Origin of the sequence: Sphingomonas silueang (assembly GCF_040049155.1) — a bacterium.
GTDB classification, from domain to species: Bacteria; Pseudomonadota; Alphaproteobacteria; order Sphingomonadales; family Sphingomonadaceae; genus Sphingomonas; species Sphingomonas silueang.
This window is the reverse complement of the sequence record NZ_JBDZDK010000004.1, coordinates 194,118-211,412: the sequence shown is the minus strand read 5'-3', so window position 1 is coordinate 211,412 and position 17,295 is coordinate 194,118. Positions and strand designations below refer to the sequence as shown.

The window sequence follows — 17,295 nt, the reverse complement described above, 5'->3', positions numbered from 1 at the left end:
TGGCGTGCGCGGGCGAGCATAGGTTGGTGGCCATGGACCTGCGCCCGATCTCGACCGCCATCGATGCCGCGACCGACGACGCGATCACCCGCTTCGCCGCCGAACGCGGCATCTCGCGCGACGAATTCGCCGCCGACGCCTTGCGCCGTGCGGTGCGCGAGGGCGAGGAACTGGCGGCGTTCGTGCAGATCGGAATCGACGCGGCGGATCGCGGGGACGTTGTGCCGCATGCGGTGGTGATGGCCGAACTGGATGCGATGATCGAACGGCAGAGGGCGCGCATCCGCTGATTATCTGGTCCACGCCCGCTTTGCTCGACCTTCGGGCGATCGACCATTGGTTGAGCAGCAACGGGACACCCTCGATCGCAACGACGACACTGACCGCGATCCGTGCGCGTGCCAATCTGCTCGAACATTATCCTCGGATCGGTCGAACCGGGCCGGGAGACAGCCGTATCCTGCGCGTCCGCCGCACGCCCTACCTCCTCTTCTACCGCATCGCCGCCGACCGGATCGAGATCCTGCGCATCCGCCATGACCGCGAAGGCTGGCAGGCATGAGCCGCATCGGCCTGCTCGGCGGATCGTTCAACCCGGCGCACCGTGGCCATCGCGGCATCTCGCTGTCGGCGCGGCGCGCATTGGCGCTGGACGAGGTGTGGTGGCTGGTATCGCCGGGCAATCCGCTGAAACCGGTCGAAGGCATGGCCCCGCTTGCCGCGCGGCTTGCCTCGGCGCAGCGGGTCGCGCGCCATGCGCCGATCCGGCCGATGGCGATCGAGACCCGGCTCGGCACCCGCTACACCGTCGATAGCTTACGCAAGCTCAAGCGCCTGTACCCGCAGCATGACTTCATCTGGCTGATGGGCGGCGACAATCTGGCGCAGTTCCACCGGTGGCGCGGGTGGCGCGATATCGCGCGGACGGTGGCGATTGCGGTCGTCGCGCGTCCGGGGTATGAGGGTGCCGCCCTCGCTAGTCCTGCGATGGGCTGGCTGCGGCGCCATGCGCGGCCCGCAGGCCAGGCGAGACGATGGACGATGTGGAGTTTGCCGGCACTGGTCCGTTTGCGCTTCCGTCCCGATCCGACCTCGGCGACCGCGATCCGCGCCGCCGATCCTGCCTGGCACCGCACGGGCATTCCGCCCGCCGCGTCCGGCGCACAGGCCCCTGAAAGCGAATGAACTTGCCTACCCCGACCGATCCGACCGACGCCGCCACGACCGAGACCGAGGCGCTGCACCGCATGGTGCTCGCCAGCCTCGACGACGACCAGGCGCTGGAGACGGTATCGATCCCGCTCGCCGGAAAGTCGAGCATCGCCGATTACATGGTCATCGCCAGCGGGCGCTCCAGCCGGCAGGTCGCGTCGATGGCGACCAAGCTCGCCGAGCGGGTGAAGGCCGAGTTCGGCCGCCCGTCGCGGATCGAGGGGCTGCCGACCGCCGACTGGGTGCTGATCGACACCGGCGACGTGATCGTCCACCTGTTCCGCCCGGAAGTCCGCAGCTTCTACAATCTGGAGCGGATGTGGGCGTTCGGCGACACGCTGAACCCGACCGCGCACGCCTGAGCCACCGCCGCCCGTGCTGCTGCATATCGTCGCGCGCGGGCGGATCGGGCGCAGCCCCGAGGCCGAGCTGATCGAACGCTATCGCAAGCGCGTCAACTGGCCCGTCCGCATCACCGAACTGCCCGACACGGGGGGCAGGATACCGCCGGTCGAGGGGGCGACGCGCATCGTCCTGCTGGATGAGAAGGGGCGCGACCTGCCGTCGCTGGCGTTTGCGACGCAGCTCGGCAAGTGGCGCGATGACGGGGTGCGCGAGACGCGGTTCCTGCTGGGCGCCGCCGACGGGTTCGACGATGCGGCACGGGCGCAGGCCGACCTGCTGCTCGCCTTCGGGCGGGCGACATGGCCGCATCTGATGGCGCGGGCGATGCTCGCCGAGCAATTGTGGCGCGCGACCAGCATCCTCGCGGGCCACCCCTACCACCGCGAAGGATGAAGCGCGCGCTGCTGCCCATGGCGCTGCTCGGCGCACTCGGCGGGGCTGCGGCATCGGCGCAGGACGATCCCGTCGCGGCGGGCAAGGCCGAACTGGCGAGGGCGCGGGATGCGGCAAAGGCCGCCGCCGATCGGTCGCGGGCACTGGAGCGCGCCGCCACCGCTGCGCGCAGCGATGCCGACAAGGTGCGTGCCGAACAGCGCGCAGTGGCCGCACGGATCGCGGCGGCGGAAGCGGACAGCCGGGCGGCACGGGCGCGGGTCGTGCTGATCGGCGAACTGCTCGCCCGTCGCCAGGCGGACCTCGCCCGGCAGCGCACGCCGATCGCCCGGCTGGTCGCCGCATTGCAAAGCCTTGCCAGCCGCCCGGCATGGGTGACGGTGGTGCAGCCCGGATCGATCGACGACCTCGTGCACGTGCGCGCGATGCTCGGCACCGTGGTGCCCGCGATGGAGGCGCGTACCGCCGGGGTGCGCGCCGAGGTGGCGCAGGCGGCACGGCTGCGCGAAGCGGCGGGTGCAGCGGCGGCGGCGCTGGCGGCGAGCAACCGCGCGCTGGAGGACGAACGCCTCGCGCTGGTCCGCGCGGAGGCGGCGCAGCGGCTGCGGTCGCAGGCGCTGGCGCGCGGGGCGATGGTCGAATCGGACCGGGCGATCGCGCTGGGCGAACGCAGCCGCGACATCGTGGACCAGTTGCGCACGCTGGACACCCAGCAGGATACGCAGGCGAGCCTCGCCGCGCTGCCCGGGCCGCTGCCCCGCCCCGGTGCGGAAACGCCCCCCGCCCCCCTGCCCCGCGCCTATCGCCTGCCGGTCGGCGGGCGGGTGGCGACCGGCTATGGCGAGGTGAGCGACAGCGGGGTGCGCGCGCGCGGCATCACGCTGGCGGTCGCGCCCGGCGCGACGGTGACGGCGCCCGCCGCCGGGCGCATCGCGTACAGCGCACGGTTCCGCGGCTATGGGCGAATCGTGATCCTCGACCATGGCGACGGCTGGACCACGCTCGTCACCGGTCTGGCCGCCGGTGTCGGCCCGGTCGGCGCGCGCGTGGCGGCGGGCACCCCGATCGGTCGCGCACCGCCGGGCCGTGCGGAGGTGACGGTCGAACTGCGGCGACGGGGGGTGCCGGTCGATTTGGCGGCGATGCTGTGACCCACGCCCACGTCCACCTTGCGTTCATGCACAGTGTTCTTTGATCGCGGCTCGTTTTCCCGCTAGTGTTGCAAGCGTACCGCAGTCGAAAGTCCCCATGGTCATGTCCCGTTCGTTCTTTCAGGCCACCGCGATCGTCGGCGCGCTGGCGCTGGTACCGGTCGCCACCGGCGCGATGGCGCAGGCCGATGCCGGCAGTTTCCGCGAACTCGACAATTTCATGGACGTCTACAACCGGGTGAAGGCGTCGTACGTCGACAAGGTCGACGACAAGACGCTGATGGAAGGCGCGATGCGCGGCATGCTGGAGGCGCTCGACCCGCACAGCAGCTATCTCGACGCCAAGGATTTCGAGAATCTGCGCATCGCCACCACCGGCAACTATTCCGGTCTCGGCCTGTCGGTCACGATGGAGGACGGCGCGGTCAAGGTCATCACCCCGACCGAGGACACCCCCGCCGCGCGGGCGGGGATCAAGTCGGGCGACTATATCACCCATGTCGACGGCAAGCTGATCGTCGGGGGCACGCTGGACGAGGCGGTGGCGCAGATGCGCGGGCCGACCGGCTCCAAGGTATCGCTGACCATCGTGCGTCCGGGCCGCGACAAGCCGATCGAACTGACGCTGGTGCGCAGCACCATCGTCCAGAAGCCGGTGAAGTGGGAGGTCAAGGACGGCATCGGCATCATCAACATCAACACCTTCAGCGAATCGACCGGCGCCGATACCCGCGCGGCGATCGTGGGCATCGACAAGGCGCTGGGCCACAAGCCCAAGGGCTATATCATCGACCTGCGCGACAATGGCGGCGGGCTGCTGACCCAGGCGATCGAGGTGTCGGACACCTTCCTGTCGCGCGGCGAGATCGTGTCGCAGCGCGGGCGCGACAAGGCCGATACCGAACGCTATTTCGCCGAGGAGATGGTGCCGGGCGACTTGGCGCAGGGGCTGCCGATCATCGTGCTGACCAACCCCGGCACGGCGTCCGCATCGGAGATCGTCGCGGGCGCGTTGCAGGATCACCACCGCGCGATCGTGATGGGCGAGCGCAGCTTCGGCAAGGGATCGGTCCAGTCGATCTTCGACCTGTCGAAGAACACCGCGCTGCGCCTGACGACCGCGCGCTATCATACGCCGTCCGGCCGGTCGGTGCAGGAAGGCGGGATCGACCCCGACCTGAAGGTGCCGCAGATCTCCGACCCCGATTACAAGAGCCGCCCGGTGTACCGCGAGGCGGACCTGCGCCGCCACCTCGTCAACGAGGCGGGCGTGGACGACAAGACGCTGACCGAGGATACCAAGGACGATCCGCGCTTCGCCGAAAGTGCCGAATCGCTCAAGAAGCGCGGGATCGACGATTTCCAGCTCTATTACGCGCTCCAGACGATGGGCCGCGTCGGTCCGACGACCCGCATGGCCGCCGCCGCGCCGGGCAAGCGCTGAGCCGATGCGCGCCAACGACCTGCCGCTTGCCCGGCTGATCGCGTTCATGCTGCCGCTGGTGCTGCTGGCCGGGGCATGGGGATCGCAGCTGCTGGGCGGGCTGTACCCGTGCGAGATGTGCCATTGGCAGCGCTGGCCGCATTATGCCGCGCTGGCGCTGGCGGCGCTGTCGTTCGTCGCGCCGCGCACCTCGGCCAAGCGGGCGCTGGTGATCCTCGCCGGGGTCGCGATCCTCGTCAGCGGGCTGATCGGCGTGTTCCATGCCGGGGTCGAATATCACTGGTGGCAGGGCGTGACCGCATGCACCAATACGCTGAAGGCGACCGGCGGCGACCTGCTGGCGGCGATCGTCGCGCAGCCCGTGATCCGCTGCGACGTGGCGCAATGGTCGTTTCTCGGCATCTCGCTCGCCGGGTTCAACGCGATCTTTTCGATCGCCGGCGCGTTGGCGGTGCTGATCCTCGCGACACGGAGGCGGACATGAGCAAGTGGCGGCCGGGCGACCGGCGACCGGGCGGCATCCGCTCGATGATCCGGGTGGATCAGGCGGGCGAATATGGCGCGACGCGCATCTACGCGGGCCAACTGGCGGTGATGGGCGACCGCAGCCCGATGGCGGCGGCGATCCAGGGCATGGCGTTGCAGGAGGCCGAGCATCGCGCCTATTTCGACGCGCTGATCGCCGAGCGCGGCGTACGCCCGACGCTGATCCAGCCGATCTGGGACGTGGCGGGCTTCGCGCTGGGCGCGGTGACGGCGGCGATCGGACCGGAGGCGGCGATGGCGTGCACCGCCGCGGTCGAGACCGAGATCGACCGGCATTACGAGGACCAGCTGGCCGAACTGGGCGACGACGATCCCGAACTGGGCGACGCGATCCGCAAGTTCCAGGCCGAGGAGCTGGAGCACAAGGAAGCGGCGCTGGCGCATGGCGCGGAAAAGGCCCCGGCCTATCCGCTGCTGTCGGGCGTCATCCGCGCGGGGTGCCGCGTCGCGATCGAAGTGTCGAAACGGATTTGAACCACGGCGCGTTATCGGCGCAGCAGGAGAGTTGGAGATGAAGCGCTTTCTGATAGCCGGTGCCGCGATTGCCGCCGCCATGGCTGCTCCCGGACTGGTCGCACCCGCCGCCGCGCAGGTGCAGAACGGCACGCTGGTGATCTACGGCAACGACAAATGCCCGACCAACGCCGATGGCGAGGAGATCGTGGTCTGCGTCCGCCGCAGCGAGCGTGAGCGCTTCCGCATCCCGCAGGAACTGCGCGACAGCGATACCGATCCGGCGTCGAAGGAAAGCTGGGCGGTGCGGGCCGATTCGGCGCTGAGCGCGGGCCAGACCGGTGCCGGCAGCTGCTCGCCGGTCGGTGCGGCCGGGGCGACGGGCTGTTTCGTGCAGCGTGCCAATGCCGCCCGCGCCGAACAGCGCGCCCGGCGCGACGCGGCGACCGCGCCGTTGCCGTGAGCCCCGATAGGCAAGGGCAATTTCACGGGGCGGGCCGCAGTCTGTGCGGGCCGCCCCGTTTGCGTGCAGACTATAGCGTATCCGGGTTCGGCCCCAGCCGCCCGTCGGCACGGTCGAGCGCGTCGAGCGCCGCGACATGTTCGTCGTCGAGCGTGACCGCCGCCGCCGCCAGATTCTCCTCGATCCGCGCGCGTGACGATGCCTTGGGGATCACGCCCAGCCCAGCTTGCAGATGCCATGCGAGGATGACCTGCGCCGGAGTCGCGCCGATCGCGTCGGCGATGCGGGTGACGACCGGATCGCCCAGCAACTTCCCCTGTCCCAGCGGCGACCAGCTCTGCGTCACGATGCCCAGCCGTTCGTGCGCGGCGCGGGCGCTCCGCTGCTGGAAGGTCGGGTGCAGCTCGATCTGGTTGAGCGCGGGCACGACGCCGGTGGCATCGGCGATCCGGTCGAGATGGTCGGGCGAGAAGTTCGACACGCCGATCGAGGCGACGCGGCCGTCGCGCTGCAACTGCACCAGTGCGCGCCACGTATCGACATAGCGGTCCTGCGACGGCATCGGCCAGTGGATCAGGAACAGGTCGATCCTGGGCAGCTTCGCCGCGCTGGCATCGAACGCGCGGAGCGCCGCGTCATAGCCCATCGCGTCGCGCCACAGCTTGGTGGTGACGAAGGCGTCGGTCCCGGCGGTCGCCTCCCCCACCCCGGCCTCGTTGGCGTAGAAGGCGGCGGTGTCGATCAACCGGTAGCCCGCGTCCAGCGCCTCGCGCGACAGGCGGGCGGCATCCTCGGGCGGGACCAGATAGGTGCCGAAGCCGATCGCGGGGATCGTGCGGCCGTCGTTCATCGTCAGGTCGGTCATACGGCACCCGTTAAATTGTCAGACAAAGGCGCATGTCACGCAACGGCTTACCAATAGTCAACACACATTGACCAGATTGACGCGATGAACATCCCTCTTATCGCCGCCGATCCGTCGCTGGCCGATCAGCACGCATCGGCACTGACGCGCGCCAACGCCTGGCGAGGGCAGATGCTGCATATCTTCGCCAAGGCGGAAGCGGCAGTTACCGAGGCGCTGGCCGGCATGGCGGCGTTGCCCGAACGCGGCATCGGGGTCCGTCTGCCCCATCTCGTGGGGCAACGGTTCGAAGCACTGGCGGACGCGATGAACTCGGGTGGCAACTTTGCAGGCGAAGGCGTCGCGATCCGCCCGCTAGCAATGCGGATGAAGGATGACCTGCCGTTGCGCGCTGCCCTTGCGCACGGGGTCGGACGGGTGACGATCGATCGTGCGGGGCGTTGGACGATGATTCTGCGGACGACCGGGCTGAAGGCCGGGCAATTAACCAGCGATATAAGCGTGGTCGAGGAACGCGACGCCGAAACGGTGCGCGACGACCTCCAGCGCACGATGCAGCAACTGTGCGACCGGATCGCCAAGCTGACTGCAACGCTGCGGCAATAGGATCCTACCCCGCCGGGCGCCCGTCCGGGTCCATCAGCACCTCGCGCCGCCCGACATGGTCGGGACGCGACACCAGCCCTTCCTTCTCCATCCGCTCGATCAGGCGGGCGGCGGAATTGTAGCCGACGCGCAGCTGGCGTTGCAGCCAGCTGGTCGATGCCTTCTGGCTTTCCGCCACCAGCTGACACGCCTGGCGGAAGATCTGATCCTCGGGCGAGTCGTTGCCGGTGGGCGCGCCGTCGAGGCTGAACCCGGCGTCGCCCTCCGGCTCGTTGACTACCGCATCGATATAGTCGGGCGCGCCCTGCGAGCGCCAGAAATCGGACACCGCCTGCACCTCGTCGTCGCTGACGAACGGGCCGTGGACACGGGCCAGTGCCTTGCCGCCGGGCATGTAGAGCATGTCGCCGCGCCCGAGCAGCTGCTCCGCGCCCTGTTCGCCGAGGATGGTGCGCGAATCGATCTTGGAGGTGACGTGGAAGCTGATGCGCGTCGGCAGGTTGGCCTTGATGACGCCGGTGATGACGTCGACCGAGGGCCGCTGCGTCGCCATGATGAGGTGGATGCCCGCCGCGCGTGCCTTTTGCGCGAGGCGCTGGATCAGGAATTCGACTTCCTTGCCCGCGGTCATCATCAGGTCGGCCAGCTCGTCGACGATCACGACGATCTGCGGCAGCGGGGTGAGGTCGAGCGTCTCCTCCTCATACACCGGCGTGCCGGTGTCGGCGTCATAGCCGGTCTGCACCTTGCGCCCGAGCTTCTGCCCCTTGGCGGTGGCGGCGCGGACCTTCTCGTTGAAACTGGCGAGGGAGCGGACGTTGATCGACGCCATCATGCGATAGCGGTCCTCCATCTGCTCGACCGCCCATTTCAGCGCGCGCACCGCCTTGGGCGGATCGGTGACGACATCGGCCAGCAGGTGCGGGATGCCGCGATACATGCTGAGTTCGAGCATCTTGGGATCGATCATGATCATCCGGCACTGGTCCGGGGTCAGCCGGTAGAGCAGCGACAGGATCATGCAGTTCAGCCCCACCGACTTGCCGGAGCCCGTGGTGCCCGCGACCAGCAGGTGCGGCATGGGCGCGAGATCGGCGACGACCGGATCGCCCGCGATATTCTTGCCGAGCACGATCGGCAGCTGCGCATTCTGGTCCGCGAACGCCTGGCTGGCCATCAGTTCGCGCAGCGACACCGTCTCGCGCTTCTGGTTGGGCAGTTCGATGCCGATCACGGTGCGCCCCGGAATCGTCGCGACGCGCGCCGAGATCGCCGACATGTTGCGGGCGATGTCGTCGGCCAGCTGGATCACGCGGCTGGCGCGGATGCCGGGTTCGGGCTCCAGCTCGTACATGGTGACGACCGGGCCGGGGGCGACCTTCACAATCTGTCCGCGCACGTTGAAATCGTCGAGCACGCTTTCGAGCAGGCGTGAATTGCGTTCCAGCGCCTGCTTGTCGACCGTCGGCCCGTTCGATTCGGGCGGGGGGCTGAGCAGGTCGATCGAGGGCAGCGCGAACTGGTCGCGGCCTTCGCTGCTGGCGGGCTTGGGGGTGTTGGCGGGCGCGGGCGATGCCTTGCGCTCGGCGATGACCGGCGCGGCGCGCGGTTCGGCAACCCGGCGGACGGGCGCGGGTTCGTCGGCCTCGTCCTCGTCGGCGACGAAAGGCGCATCGGGGGCGATGTCGAACGGCGCGTCGTCGTCCGCCGCCACCACCGCCTTCGCCCGGCGCGGCAGCCGCGGCAGGCGCGGCATGCGGAAGGCGCCGTCGGGAAGGTCGATCGTCAGCCCCTTGGCCCAGCGCCAGATGCCGAACAGCCCGAAACCGAGCGCCGCGACGCGGATGATCCACAGCTCGGCGACCGGCACGCCGATCAGGTGGACCAGCGCCTGGAACCCCTGCGCCACGCTCCAGCCGATGACCCCGCCATAGCCCGCGGGCAGCGTCAGGATCGCATCGCCCGACACGAAGGCGAGCGTGGTGCCCATCGCCAGCACGCCCAGCGTACAGTCGCGGATCATCCGCTTCCACGGGCCTACGGCCACGTCGCGCCATAGCCGGACGCTGACGATCAGCGCGGGCACCAGCAGCAGCGCGACCGGCACGCCGAACAGGGTGAGCAGCAGGTCGGCGGCGACCGCGCCCGGCGCGCCCAGCTTGTTGGCGACCGGCCCGCCCGCCGCGGTGCTGAGCGACGGGTCGGCGGGCGAATAGCCGAGGAGCGCGACCGCGATCAGCAGCGTGCCGACGAACAGGATCGTCGCGCCGATCAGCGCGCCGCTGCGCTTCGCCCCCGCCTTCATCGCCTCGCGCCACAACAGCGGCTGCGCGTTGGTCGCCATTCGTTCCGTCCCTGTTCGAATCGCTCTAGGGTCTGTGCGGTACCGGCCCGCTCCCCCAAGGGTCCCAGCAAAGTAGTACTTTGCTGGGCGACCCCCGCCCGGCCACCCACGCGAGTATCCTGATGGGTGGCCGGGTGGGGGAGCGGGCCGGTACCGCCTCCACGCAAGTGGATCAAACCATAGCTGTGCGCCGCACTGCACCCAGCGTCAAGGCGGCGTTGCGGCAGGCGGGCGCAGGCCCTAGATCGCTCGGACGACAATGCTTTACGGACAGGGTGGGACTTCATGGCACAGGCGGACGTCATCATCCTCGGCGGCGGGCTGGTCGGCAGCACGCTGGGCGTGGCGCTGGGGGTCCATGGGCTCTCCTCGATCATCCTCGATCCCGCCGATCCGAAGGTGACGCTGGCCCCCGGATTCGACGGACGCGCCTCGGCGATCGCCAGTGCCACCCACCGGATGTTCGACGCGATCGGCATCTCGGGCGGCCTTGGCGACGAGGGCTGCCCGATCGCCGCGATCCGCGCGACCGACGGTCTCGAACCCGGCAAGCTCGACTTCGTGCCCGACGCCGCCGACGATCCGGTGGGGGTGATGTACGAGAACAAGCGGCTGCGGCAGGCGATCTACGACGCCGCCGTCGCATCGCCCCACATCGACCTGCGCTACCGCGACCGGGCGGTGGATGTCGCGCGCGGCCCCCTGGGCGTGACGGTGACGACGGCGGGCGGCGATACGCTGACCGCGCCGCTGCTGATCGCCGCCGAGGGGCGCAATTCGCCGACGCGCGAGGCGGCGGGGCTGCGCGTTGCGCGCTGGTCCTACGATCATGCCGCGATCATCACCACGCTGGGGCACGCGGAGCCGCACGAGAACATCGCGTACGAGATCTTCTACCCCGCCGGTCCCTTCGCGATCCTGCCGCTGAAGGACGACGCGCACGGCCATCGCTCGGCGATCGTGTGGACGGTGGATGCGAAAGACCGCGATGCGATGCTGAAGCTGTCCGACCGCGCCTTCCTGGCGGAAGCATCGAAGAAGATGGGCGGGTTTCTGGGCGAGCTGTCCAACCTGTCTGCGCGCTCCAGCTATCCGCTGGGCTTCCATCACGCCGCGACGATCACCGCCGAGCGGCTGGTGCTGGTGGGCGATGCGGCACACGGCATCCACCCGATCGCCGGACAGGGGCTGAACCTCGGCCTGCGCGACGTGGCGGCGCTGACCGAGGTGCTGGTCGAGGGCAAGCGCACGGGGCTCGACCTCGGCGATCCCTATCTGCTCGAGCGCTACCAGCGCTGGCGCGGGCTGGATACCTTCGCGGTGGCGCTGGCGACCGATGGCCTCACCCGCCTGTTCGGCATTCCGGGCCGGACGGCGAGCGCGGTGCGGCGCTTCGGCCTGTCGGCGGTCGATTCGATCCCGCCCCTGAAGGCCGCGTTCATGGCCGAGGCGCGCGGCGAGACCGGCAAGCTGCCGAAGCTGTTGCAGGGCATGACGGTCTGATAGGCTTGCCCCCGGACCAGCGTCGGGGGGCGGGGCATGTCGGATTTCGAGTTCATCTTCGCGCTGTTCGGGCTGCTGCTCGGCCTGTCGATCGCCGAGGTGCTGGGCGGGTTCGCCCGGGCGGTCGAGCAGCGATTGCGGCCCGGCAGCACGATGCGGATCGGCTGGCTGACGCCGTTGCTGGGCGTGTTCGTCCTGCTCGACCTGCTGTCTTTCTGGGGCGCGGCATGGCGGGTGCGCGATGTGGTGACGGTATCCGGCCCGATGCTCGTCGCGATCACCGGCTTTGCGGGTACCTATTATCTGGCGGCGCGGCTGACCTTCCCGAGCGACGGCGACGCGACGACCGACTTCGACGCCTATTTCTTCCGGATCCGCCGGATCGTGATCGGCGCGATGGCGGCGCTGCTGCTGTGCCAGTTGGCATGGTATGCGAGCGTACCGGCGCTGGCGGCGTACCTGCTCCACGCCCGTCCGCTCGTCCTGACGGTGATCCTCGTCGTGCTGATGACGCTGGCGATGACGGTGCGGAGCGCGCGCGCCGCGCGACTGGTGATGCTGGCGCTCGTGGCGCGCTACATCGTCGTCTATCTGCTGTGATGCGAGGTCAGTCCCCCTCGCCCGCAGGCCGGACGGCCTCCGCCGCACGTTCCTCCGCTGGCGCGACCGCCGCCGGACGCACCATCAGGAAGGTGCCCGACCACACGCCCGGAATGTCCCAGCGTCCGCTGATCTCGCACCCGTCGTCGCTCAGCGAACCGGCATAGACGACCATGTCGGCATAGCCCTCGCTCTCGTCGTAGAATTTGCTGAACGTGACCTTCGCGCCATCGCGGTGGCCGTCGATCGCGGCGGCGATGAGCGCGCCCGGCGGCACCGAATACAGGTCCGGCTCGTGCACCGTGCCGACGATCGATCCGCCGAGATCGGCAAGGTCCGCCTCGAACGCGGTCGGCGGGTTGCTGTGGGGGTAGTTGAAGATACCGCTCCACTTGCCGGTCAGGTCGTGGCTCACAGCGTCCGCGCCTCCTCGACCAGCAGCACCGGCACGCCGTCGCGAATCGGATAGGCCAGCCCGGCAGCCCGCGACACCAGCTCGCCCCGGTCCGCGTCATGTTCCAGCGGCGTGCGCGTCAGCGGGCAGACGAGGATCGACAGCAGCCAGGGATCGGGTGCGGTCATTGCAGCGTCGCCTCGTCCTCGTCGCCGTGGCGACCGAAGAACTGCATCAGCTGCACGACCAGTTCGGCGCGCGGCACCAGCGTGTCGACCTCCAGCAGCGCCTGCTTGGCGGCGATGTCGAACGGCGCGATCTGGGCGATGCCGTTCACCAGGCTCTCGTCGTCGAGCCGCCCGACCGATTCCCAGTCGACCGCATAGCCGTGCAGCTCGGCGAAGCGCTTCGCCTCCATTTCGAGCGAGGCGCGCTGCGCGGGCGCGAGCGTCGCGTCCGCCTCGCGCGGCAGCAGCTCGGCCTCGACCTGGCGAAAGGCGGTGGTCACGTCCAGTTCGCGTACGATCCGGAAGCGCGCCACCCCCTCCAGCACGATGTCGTAGCGCCCGTCGGCATGCGCCTCGACATCGACGATCTGCCCGACGCAACCGATGTCGAACAGGGCGGGCCTGTCCCCCTCCCCGCGCGGCTGGATCATCCCGATCCGCCGGTCGCGTGCCAGCGCGTCGGACACCATCGCCCGGTAGCGCGGCTCGAAGATGTGCAGCGGCAAGTGCATGCCGGGGAACAGCAGCGCGCCTGCCAATGGGAAGATCGAGACGCGGCTGCTCATCCGAACAGGATCGCGGACAATTTGCGGCGCTGCTGCGACACCCACGGGTCTTCGAGGCCGACCGCCTCGAACAGTTTCAGCAGCTGCTGCCGGGCGGCGTCGTCGTTCCAGCTGCGGTCGGCGGCGACGATCTTCAGCAGATGCTCGGCCGCGCCGTCGCGGTCGCCCGACGCCATCAGCGCGCCCGCCAGCCGGAAGCGCGCGTCGTGATCGTCCGGATTGCCCGCGACCTCCGCCTTCAGCCCGGCGAGGTCGTCGACCGGCTGCGCGTCGCGCGCCAGCGCCAGCGTCGCGCGCGCCTGATCGACGGCGGGAAGCTTCGCGACTTCGGGGGGCAGCACGTCGATCGCCGCCTGCGCCGTCTCGTGATCGCCCAGCGCCAGCAGCGCGCGGATGCGACCGACCAGCACCTGCGGATGCGTCGGCGCGATCTCCGCGACCTGCTCGAAGATCGACAGCGCGCGCATCGCGTCGCCCTCGGCCAGCACCTGCTCGCCCATCGCGACCAGCGGTTCGATGTCGGGACCGGCGGCGTCGCCCGCCTCGACCGGCAACTGGCGCAGCAGCTGGTCGAGCATCTGCTTCAACTGGCTTTCGGTGCGCGCGCTGGTCAGGTCGGCGACCAGCTGCCCCTGGAACATCGCATAGACGGTCGGGATCGAGCGGATCTGGAATTGCGCGGCGATGAACTGGTTCTTGTCGGTATCGATCTTGGCCAGCACGACGCCCTTGGGCGCATATTCGGCGGCGACCTTTTCGAGCACCGGGGTCAGCGCCTTGCACGGCCCGCACCATTCGGCCCAGAAGTCGATCACCACCAGCTTCGTCATCGACGGTTCGACGACATCGCGGCGGAACGCCTCCACGGCTTCCTTTTCCGGGGCGGTCAATCCAAGCGTGGCCAAGCGTCGATTCCTTTGTCCGTTGGGGAGCGCCCCTATGTGGGCACGACGCGGGACATGCAAAAGAGTTTCTTTTTGGGGTTGCGCACCCCGAATCCCCCGTCTAATAGCCCGCCTCACCCCAGCCGGTTCGCCGGTTCGGACAGACGCCAGAGCGGGCGTAGCTCAGGGGTAGAGCACAACCTTGCCAAGGTTGGGGTCGAGGGTTCGAATCCCTTCGCCCGCTCCAGCCGTCTTGCTGAAACGGCGAGACTGTTTCATATCCTCCAAGACGGCACGGACGGCGCCACTTGCGGCGAGCGACGACGCGGCCTTGCCGTGTCGCGAACCCTTCGGCTCTCTCTGTCGCCTTGTGCGCAACGGCGCTACGGACAGGGCTCCAATCCCGTCGCCGGCGACGTTGCGGCCATTGCCGCGGACCACCCTTTCCTCGTCGGAACCTGTCGTAGCGTGAAGCCGCTGGCATCGTCGCGCCGCCGGTGCCACAGCGCATCGTACAGGCTGTCGCGGGGGAAGGTCATCGTGTCGGATCAGGCATCGCTGCTGCTCGTCACCCATGTGCCGATCCATGTCGGCGCGGGGCGGATGCGCATCGACGACCAGACCGCGGCGGGGATCGCGCAATGGTCGCGGCATTTCGACCGCGTCACCTATTACGGCATCCGCACGCGGGGCGACGCGGTGGAGGGCAGCTCGACCAACTGGGTCGAGGCGGACGGCGATGCCCTGGGCGGCAACGTGACCGTGCGTGCGCTGCCCTGGGGCTATCGCCCCGCAGAGATGCTGCGCCATGTGCGTCCGGTCGCAGGCGAACTGTCCGCCGCGATCGACCGCCACCGGCACCTGTGCTTCACGCTGGGCGGGATGATCGGCGACTGGCCCTCGCTTGCCGCGTGGCAGGCGGCGCGGAAGGGGCGGCGCTATGCCGCATGGATCGACCGGGTCGAGGGCGAGGTGATCCATGCCAAGGTCGCCGGATCGCGCGCCGGTCGCCTCGCCGCCGCCGCGCTGGTGCCGGGGATGGAGGCAGGCTTGCGCTACCTCCTGCGGCACAGCAGCGTCGCGCTGCTGCAAGGCGGCGATACCTTTGGGCATTTCCGCGACGCGGCGCCCGATCCGCACTGCACCTACGACACCCATACCCATGCGCACGAGGCGATCGACGCCACGGCGCTCGCGACCAAGCAGGCGCGGGCACGGAGCGGTGCGGCGCTCCGGATCGTCTATGTCGGGCGGGCGGCGGCGATGAAGGGGCCGTTCGACTGGCTGGCGGCGATCGAGCGGCTGCACGGGCTGGGCGTGCCGCTCCACGCGCGCTGGATCGGCGACGGGCCGGACCTGCCCGCGATGCGCGCGATCGTCGCGGCGAAGGGGCTGGGCGCGGTGGTCGACCTGCCGGGCTATGAGGGGCGGCGCGACGTACTGCTCCAGGCAATGCGTGACGCCGATCTGCTGCTGTTCGCCCACAAGAGTTCGGAATCGGCGCGCTGCCTGATCGAGGCGCTGGTCTGCGGTTGCCCGATCGTCGGCTATGACGGCGGCTATCCGCGCGGGCTGGTGGCGGCGCAGGGCGGCGGGCGCTTCGTGCCCCCGCATGACGCCGCAGCGCTGGCGGATGCGGTGGCGGTGCTGCACGCCGATCGCGGTGCGCTCGCCGCGACGATCGGCGCGGCGGCGGCAAGCGGGGCGGACTTCACCGAGGACCGGGTGTACGCGCACCGTGCCGCGCTGATGCGGCGCGGGTAGGTTACGGCATCAGCGCCCACGGCACGCCCAAGCCCAGCCCGGCGCGGATCGCTACGCCCGCCGCGAAGACGCCGAACAGCGCAAGCGTCATCGCCGCATCCTGCCGCAGGAACGACAGCCCGGCGGAGCGCTGCGGGCGTAACAGGATCAGGTAGCGCACCCCCTCGCCCGCGGGCAGCGCGAGGATCGCGCCGGGCAGCCCGCCGAGCGTGAACCCCACCGGCAGCGCCGCCGCCATCACCGCGAAGCGCACCAGATTGGCGGCGCTGACATTGCGCGGCGCGCCCCGGCCATAGACGATCGCCTCGTTGAGCGAGGCCAGCACCGACACCCAGCCGCTGGCGAGGAGCAGGCACAGCATCCATCCGGCGGCGGCGAAGTTCGGCCCGTAGACGAGGCGGACGGCGATGTCCGCCACCGTCATCACCCCCGCGACCCCGACGACGACCAGCAACAGGAACCCGCGCCGCGCCCGGCCCAGCTCGCGCCGTACCATCGCGCCCGCCGCAGGATCGGCGTCATGCTTCGCGACGAAGGGAAAGACGATCTGGAACGCCAGCCGCCCGGCGACGATGTTGGGCAGTTCGGCGATGACCCGCGCAAGGCCGTAGAGGCCCAGCGTGGCAAGCGGCAGCACGCGGGCGAGATAGAGCCGGTCGATGAACACCGCCGCATAGAGCGCGAACGAGGCGAGCATGATCCATTTGCTGAAATGGAAGATCTCGGTCGCGTGCACCCGGTCGAAGCGCAGCCGCGGGCGGCGGTGCGGCAGCGCATAGGTGAGTGCCGAACGCGCCGCGATCGACAGCAGGATCGCGAGGATCGGTGCCCAGACGTTGCGCAGGACGAGGGCCAGCGAGACGGTGATCGCGAAGCCGATCGCCTCGGCGCTCACCTCGAACAGGTTGCGCGAGCGCACGTCCAGCCGCCGCGCCATGCTGAACAGCGAGGTCGACATGAGCGATCCCAGCAGCGGCACCGCGCTGATCGCCATCAGCAGCGGCGGATCGATGCGATAGAAGGCGGCGAGCAGCGGCGACAGCGCGAGGCAGGCGAGCGACACGATCAGCCCGCGCAGGATCTGCATCGTCCAGATGGTGTCGAGAAACGCCTGCACCTCGCCCTGCGCGCTGCGCACGACATTCTGCTCGAAGCCGAAGTCGGTCAGCAGCTCGCTGCCGGTGCGGATCGCCTGCGCGATCACCGCCACGCCCATGATCTCCGGCCCCAGCAGCCGCGACAGCGCGATGTTGCCGCCGAAGCGGATGGTGAGCGACGCGACATAGACGCCCATCGTCCACACCGACTTGCCCGCGATCGAAGAGTTGGTGTCGCCCATCGCGGCCTTTCCAGAGCATGATGACGTCATGCGGACCCGTTCGTGCTGAGTAGAGGCTGAGCCTGTCGAAGCCTCGTATCGAAGCACCTGCCCCAAGACGGTCCTTCGATACGCCATTTCGACTTCGCTCAATGGC

Annotated in this window: 21 protein-coding genes and 1 tRNA gene; 15 read left to right on the top strand and 7 right to left on the bottom strand. The window is 69.6% G+C overall.

The features are described 5' to 3' along the window. The first annotated feature begins 32 nt into the window (after positions 1-32). From ABLE43_RS06425 to ABLE43_RS06380, 10 genes are all read left to right on the top strand, one after another. Positions 33-290: a CopG family transcriptional regulator gene (locus tag ABLE43_RS06425; RefSeq protein ID WP_348977645.1), complete on the top strand. Its 258-nt coding sequence runs from the start codon at positions 33-35 to the stop codon at positions 288-290. Beyond that, positions 287-562 (top strand): type II toxin-antitoxin system RelE/ParE family toxin, encoded by a 276-nt coding sequence (locus ABLE43_RS06420; protein ID WP_348977704.1) that lies wholly within the window; start codon positions 287-289, stop codon positions 560-562. The genes ABLE43_RS06425 and ABLE43_RS06420 overlap by 4 nt, the downstream gene beginning before the upstream one ends. Further along, positions 559-1,185: a nicotinate-nucleotide adenylyltransferase gene (locus tag ABLE43_RS06415; RefSeq protein ID WP_348977644.1), complete on the top strand. Its 627-nt coding sequence runs from the start codon at positions 559-561 to the stop codon at positions 1,183-1,185. Before ABLE43_RS06420 ends, ABLE43_RS06415 begins: the two co-directional genes overlap by 4 nt. Continuing rightward, on the top strand, positions 1,182-1,574 hold the full coding sequence (gene rsfS / locus ABLE43_RS06410) for a ribosome silencing factor (protein WP_348977643.1): 393 nt from the start codon (positions 1,182-1,184) through the stop codon (positions 1,572-1,574). The genes ABLE43_RS06415 and rsfS overlap by 4 nt, the downstream gene beginning before the upstream one ends. Positions 1,575-1,587: 13 nt before the next feature. After that, entirely contained in the window at positions 1,588-2,010 is a 423-nt protein-coding gene (locus ABLE43_RS06405; RefSeq protein WP_348977642.1) for a 23S rRNA (pseudouridine(1915)-N(3))-methyltransferase RlmH, read from the top strand. Next, positions 2,007-3,161 carry a murein hydrolase activator EnvC family protein gene (locus ABLE43_RS06400; protein WP_348977641.1) on the top strand — a complete coding sequence of 385 codons (1,155 nt, stop codon included), beginning with the start codon at positions 2,007-2,009 and terminating at the stop codon, positions 3,159-3,161. The genes ABLE43_RS06405 and ABLE43_RS06400 overlap by 4 nt, the downstream gene beginning before the upstream one ends. 103 nt (positions 3,162-3,264) lie before the next feature. After that, complete coding sequence (locus tag ABLE43_RS06395) at positions 3,265-4,605, top strand: S41 family peptidase (protein ID WP_348977703.1); 1,341 nt, start codon at positions 3,265-3,267, stop codon at positions 4,603-4,605. A 4-nt stretch (positions 4,606-4,609) separates the two neighbouring features. Then, positions 4,610-5,089 carry a disulfide bond formation protein B gene (locus tag ABLE43_RS06390; RefSeq protein WP_348977640.1) on the top strand — a complete coding sequence of 160 codons (480 nt, stop codon included), beginning with the start codon at positions 4,610-4,612 and terminating at the stop codon, positions 5,087-5,089. Next, on the top strand, positions 5,086-5,625 hold the full coding sequence (locus tag ABLE43_RS06385; RefSeq protein WP_348977639.1) for a demethoxyubiquinone hydroxylase family protein: 540 nt from the start codon (positions 5,086-5,088) through the stop codon (positions 5,623-5,625). The genes ABLE43_RS06390 and ABLE43_RS06385 overlap by 4 nt, the downstream gene beginning before the upstream one ends. Before the next feature lie 37 nt (positions 5,626-5,662). After that, complete coding sequence (locus tag ABLE43_RS06380) at positions 5,663-6,067, top strand: hypothetical protein (RefSeq protein WP_348977638.1); 405 nt, start codon at positions 5,663-5,665, stop codon at positions 6,065-6,067. A gap of 70 nt (positions 6,068-6,137) precedes the next feature. On the opposite strand, the gene ABLE43_RS06375 is transcribed toward ABLE43_RS06380, so the two are convergent. Further along, entirely contained in the window at positions 6,138-6,932 is a 795-nt protein-coding gene (locus ABLE43_RS06375; RefSeq protein ID WP_348977637.1) for an aldo/keto reductase, read from the bottom strand. Positions 6,933-7,016: 84 nt separating this feature from the next. Between ABLE43_RS06375 and ABLE43_RS06370 the strand changes: the two genes are divergently transcribed. Beyond that, positions 7,017-7,538, top strand: a complete 522-nt coding sequence (locus tag ABLE43_RS06370; RefSeq protein ID WP_348977636.1) for a hypothetical protein — start codon at positions 7,017-7,019, stop codon at positions 7,536-7,538. Positions 7,539-7,542: 4 nt separating this feature from the next. Here ABLE43_RS06370 and ABLE43_RS06365 read toward each other — a convergent pair whose 3' ends face one another. Then, positions 7,543-9,882 carry an FtsK/SpoIIIE family DNA translocase gene (locus ABLE43_RS06365; RefSeq protein WP_348977635.1) on the bottom strand — a complete coding sequence of 780 codons (2,340 nt, stop codon included), beginning with the start codon at positions 9,880-9,882 and terminating at the stop codon, positions 7,543-7,545. A gap of 285 nt (positions 9,883-10,167) precedes the next feature. Here ABLE43_RS06365 and ABLE43_RS06360 point away from each other — a divergent pair, with 285 nt between their 5' ends. After that, on the top strand, positions 10,168-11,385 hold the full coding sequence (locus tag ABLE43_RS06360; protein WP_348977634.1) for a UbiH/UbiF/VisC/COQ6 family ubiquinone biosynthesis hydroxylase: 1,218 nt from the start codon (positions 10,168-10,170) through the stop codon (positions 11,383-11,385). A gap of 36 nt (positions 11,386-11,421) precedes the next feature. Further along, on the top strand, positions 11,422-11,985 hold the full coding sequence (locus tag ABLE43_RS06355) for a hypothetical protein (RefSeq protein ID WP_348977633.1): 564 nt from the start codon (positions 11,422-11,424) through the stop codon (positions 11,983-11,985). A gap of 7 nt (positions 11,986-11,992) precedes the next feature. Here the strand turns inward: ABLE43_RS06355 and ABLE43_RS06350 are convergent, their stop codons facing one another. The 4 genes from ABLE43_RS06350 to ABLE43_RS06335 are packed head-to-tail and all read right to left on the bottom strand — an operon-like array spanning position 11,993 to position 14,062. Further along, entirely contained in the window at positions 11,993-12,400 is a 408-nt protein-coding gene (locus tag ABLE43_RS06350; RefSeq protein WP_348977632.1) for a hypothetical protein, read from the bottom strand. Continuing rightward, on the bottom strand, positions 12,397-12,567 hold the full coding sequence (locus tag ABLE43_RS06345; RefSeq protein WP_348977631.1) for a Trm112 family protein: 171 nt from the start codon (positions 12,565-12,567) through the stop codon (positions 12,397-12,399). The genes ABLE43_RS06350 and ABLE43_RS06345 overlap by 4 nt, the downstream gene beginning before the upstream one ends. Then, positions 12,564-13,172: an LON peptidase substrate-binding domain-containing protein gene (locus ABLE43_RS06340; RefSeq protein ID WP_348977630.1), complete on the bottom strand. Its 609-nt coding sequence runs from the start codon at positions 13,170-13,172 to the stop codon at positions 12,564-12,566. The genes ABLE43_RS06345 and ABLE43_RS06340 overlap by 4 nt, the downstream gene beginning before the upstream one ends. Next, entirely contained in the window at positions 13,169-14,062 is an 894-nt protein-coding gene (locus ABLE43_RS06335) for a tetratricopeptide repeat protein (protein ID WP_348977702.1), read from the bottom strand. The genes ABLE43_RS06340 and ABLE43_RS06335 overlap by 4 nt, the downstream gene beginning before the upstream one ends. Positions 14,063-14,228: 166 nt before the next feature. On the opposite strand from ABLE43_RS06335, the gene ABLE43_RS06330 reads away from it, so the two are divergent. Further along, positions 14,229-14,303, top strand: a tRNA-Gly gene (locus ABLE43_RS06330). Positions 14,304-14,596: 293 nt separating this feature from the next. Further along, positions 14,597-15,820 (top strand): glycosyltransferase, encoded by a 1,224-nt coding sequence (locus ABLE43_RS06325; RefSeq protein WP_348977629.1) that lies wholly within the window; start codon positions 14,597-14,599, stop codon positions 15,818-15,820. 1 nt (position 15,821) lies between these two features. On the opposite strand, the gene ABLE43_RS06320 is transcribed toward ABLE43_RS06325, so the two are convergent. After that, the gene (locus ABLE43_RS06320; RefSeq protein ID WP_348977628.1) at positions 15,822-17,159 is read right to left on the bottom strand and encodes an oligosaccharide flippase family protein; all 1,338 of its coding nucleotides are present in this window, start codon (positions 17,157-17,159) and stop codon (positions 15,822-15,824) included. Positions 17,160-17,295 lie beyond the last annotated feature (136 nt).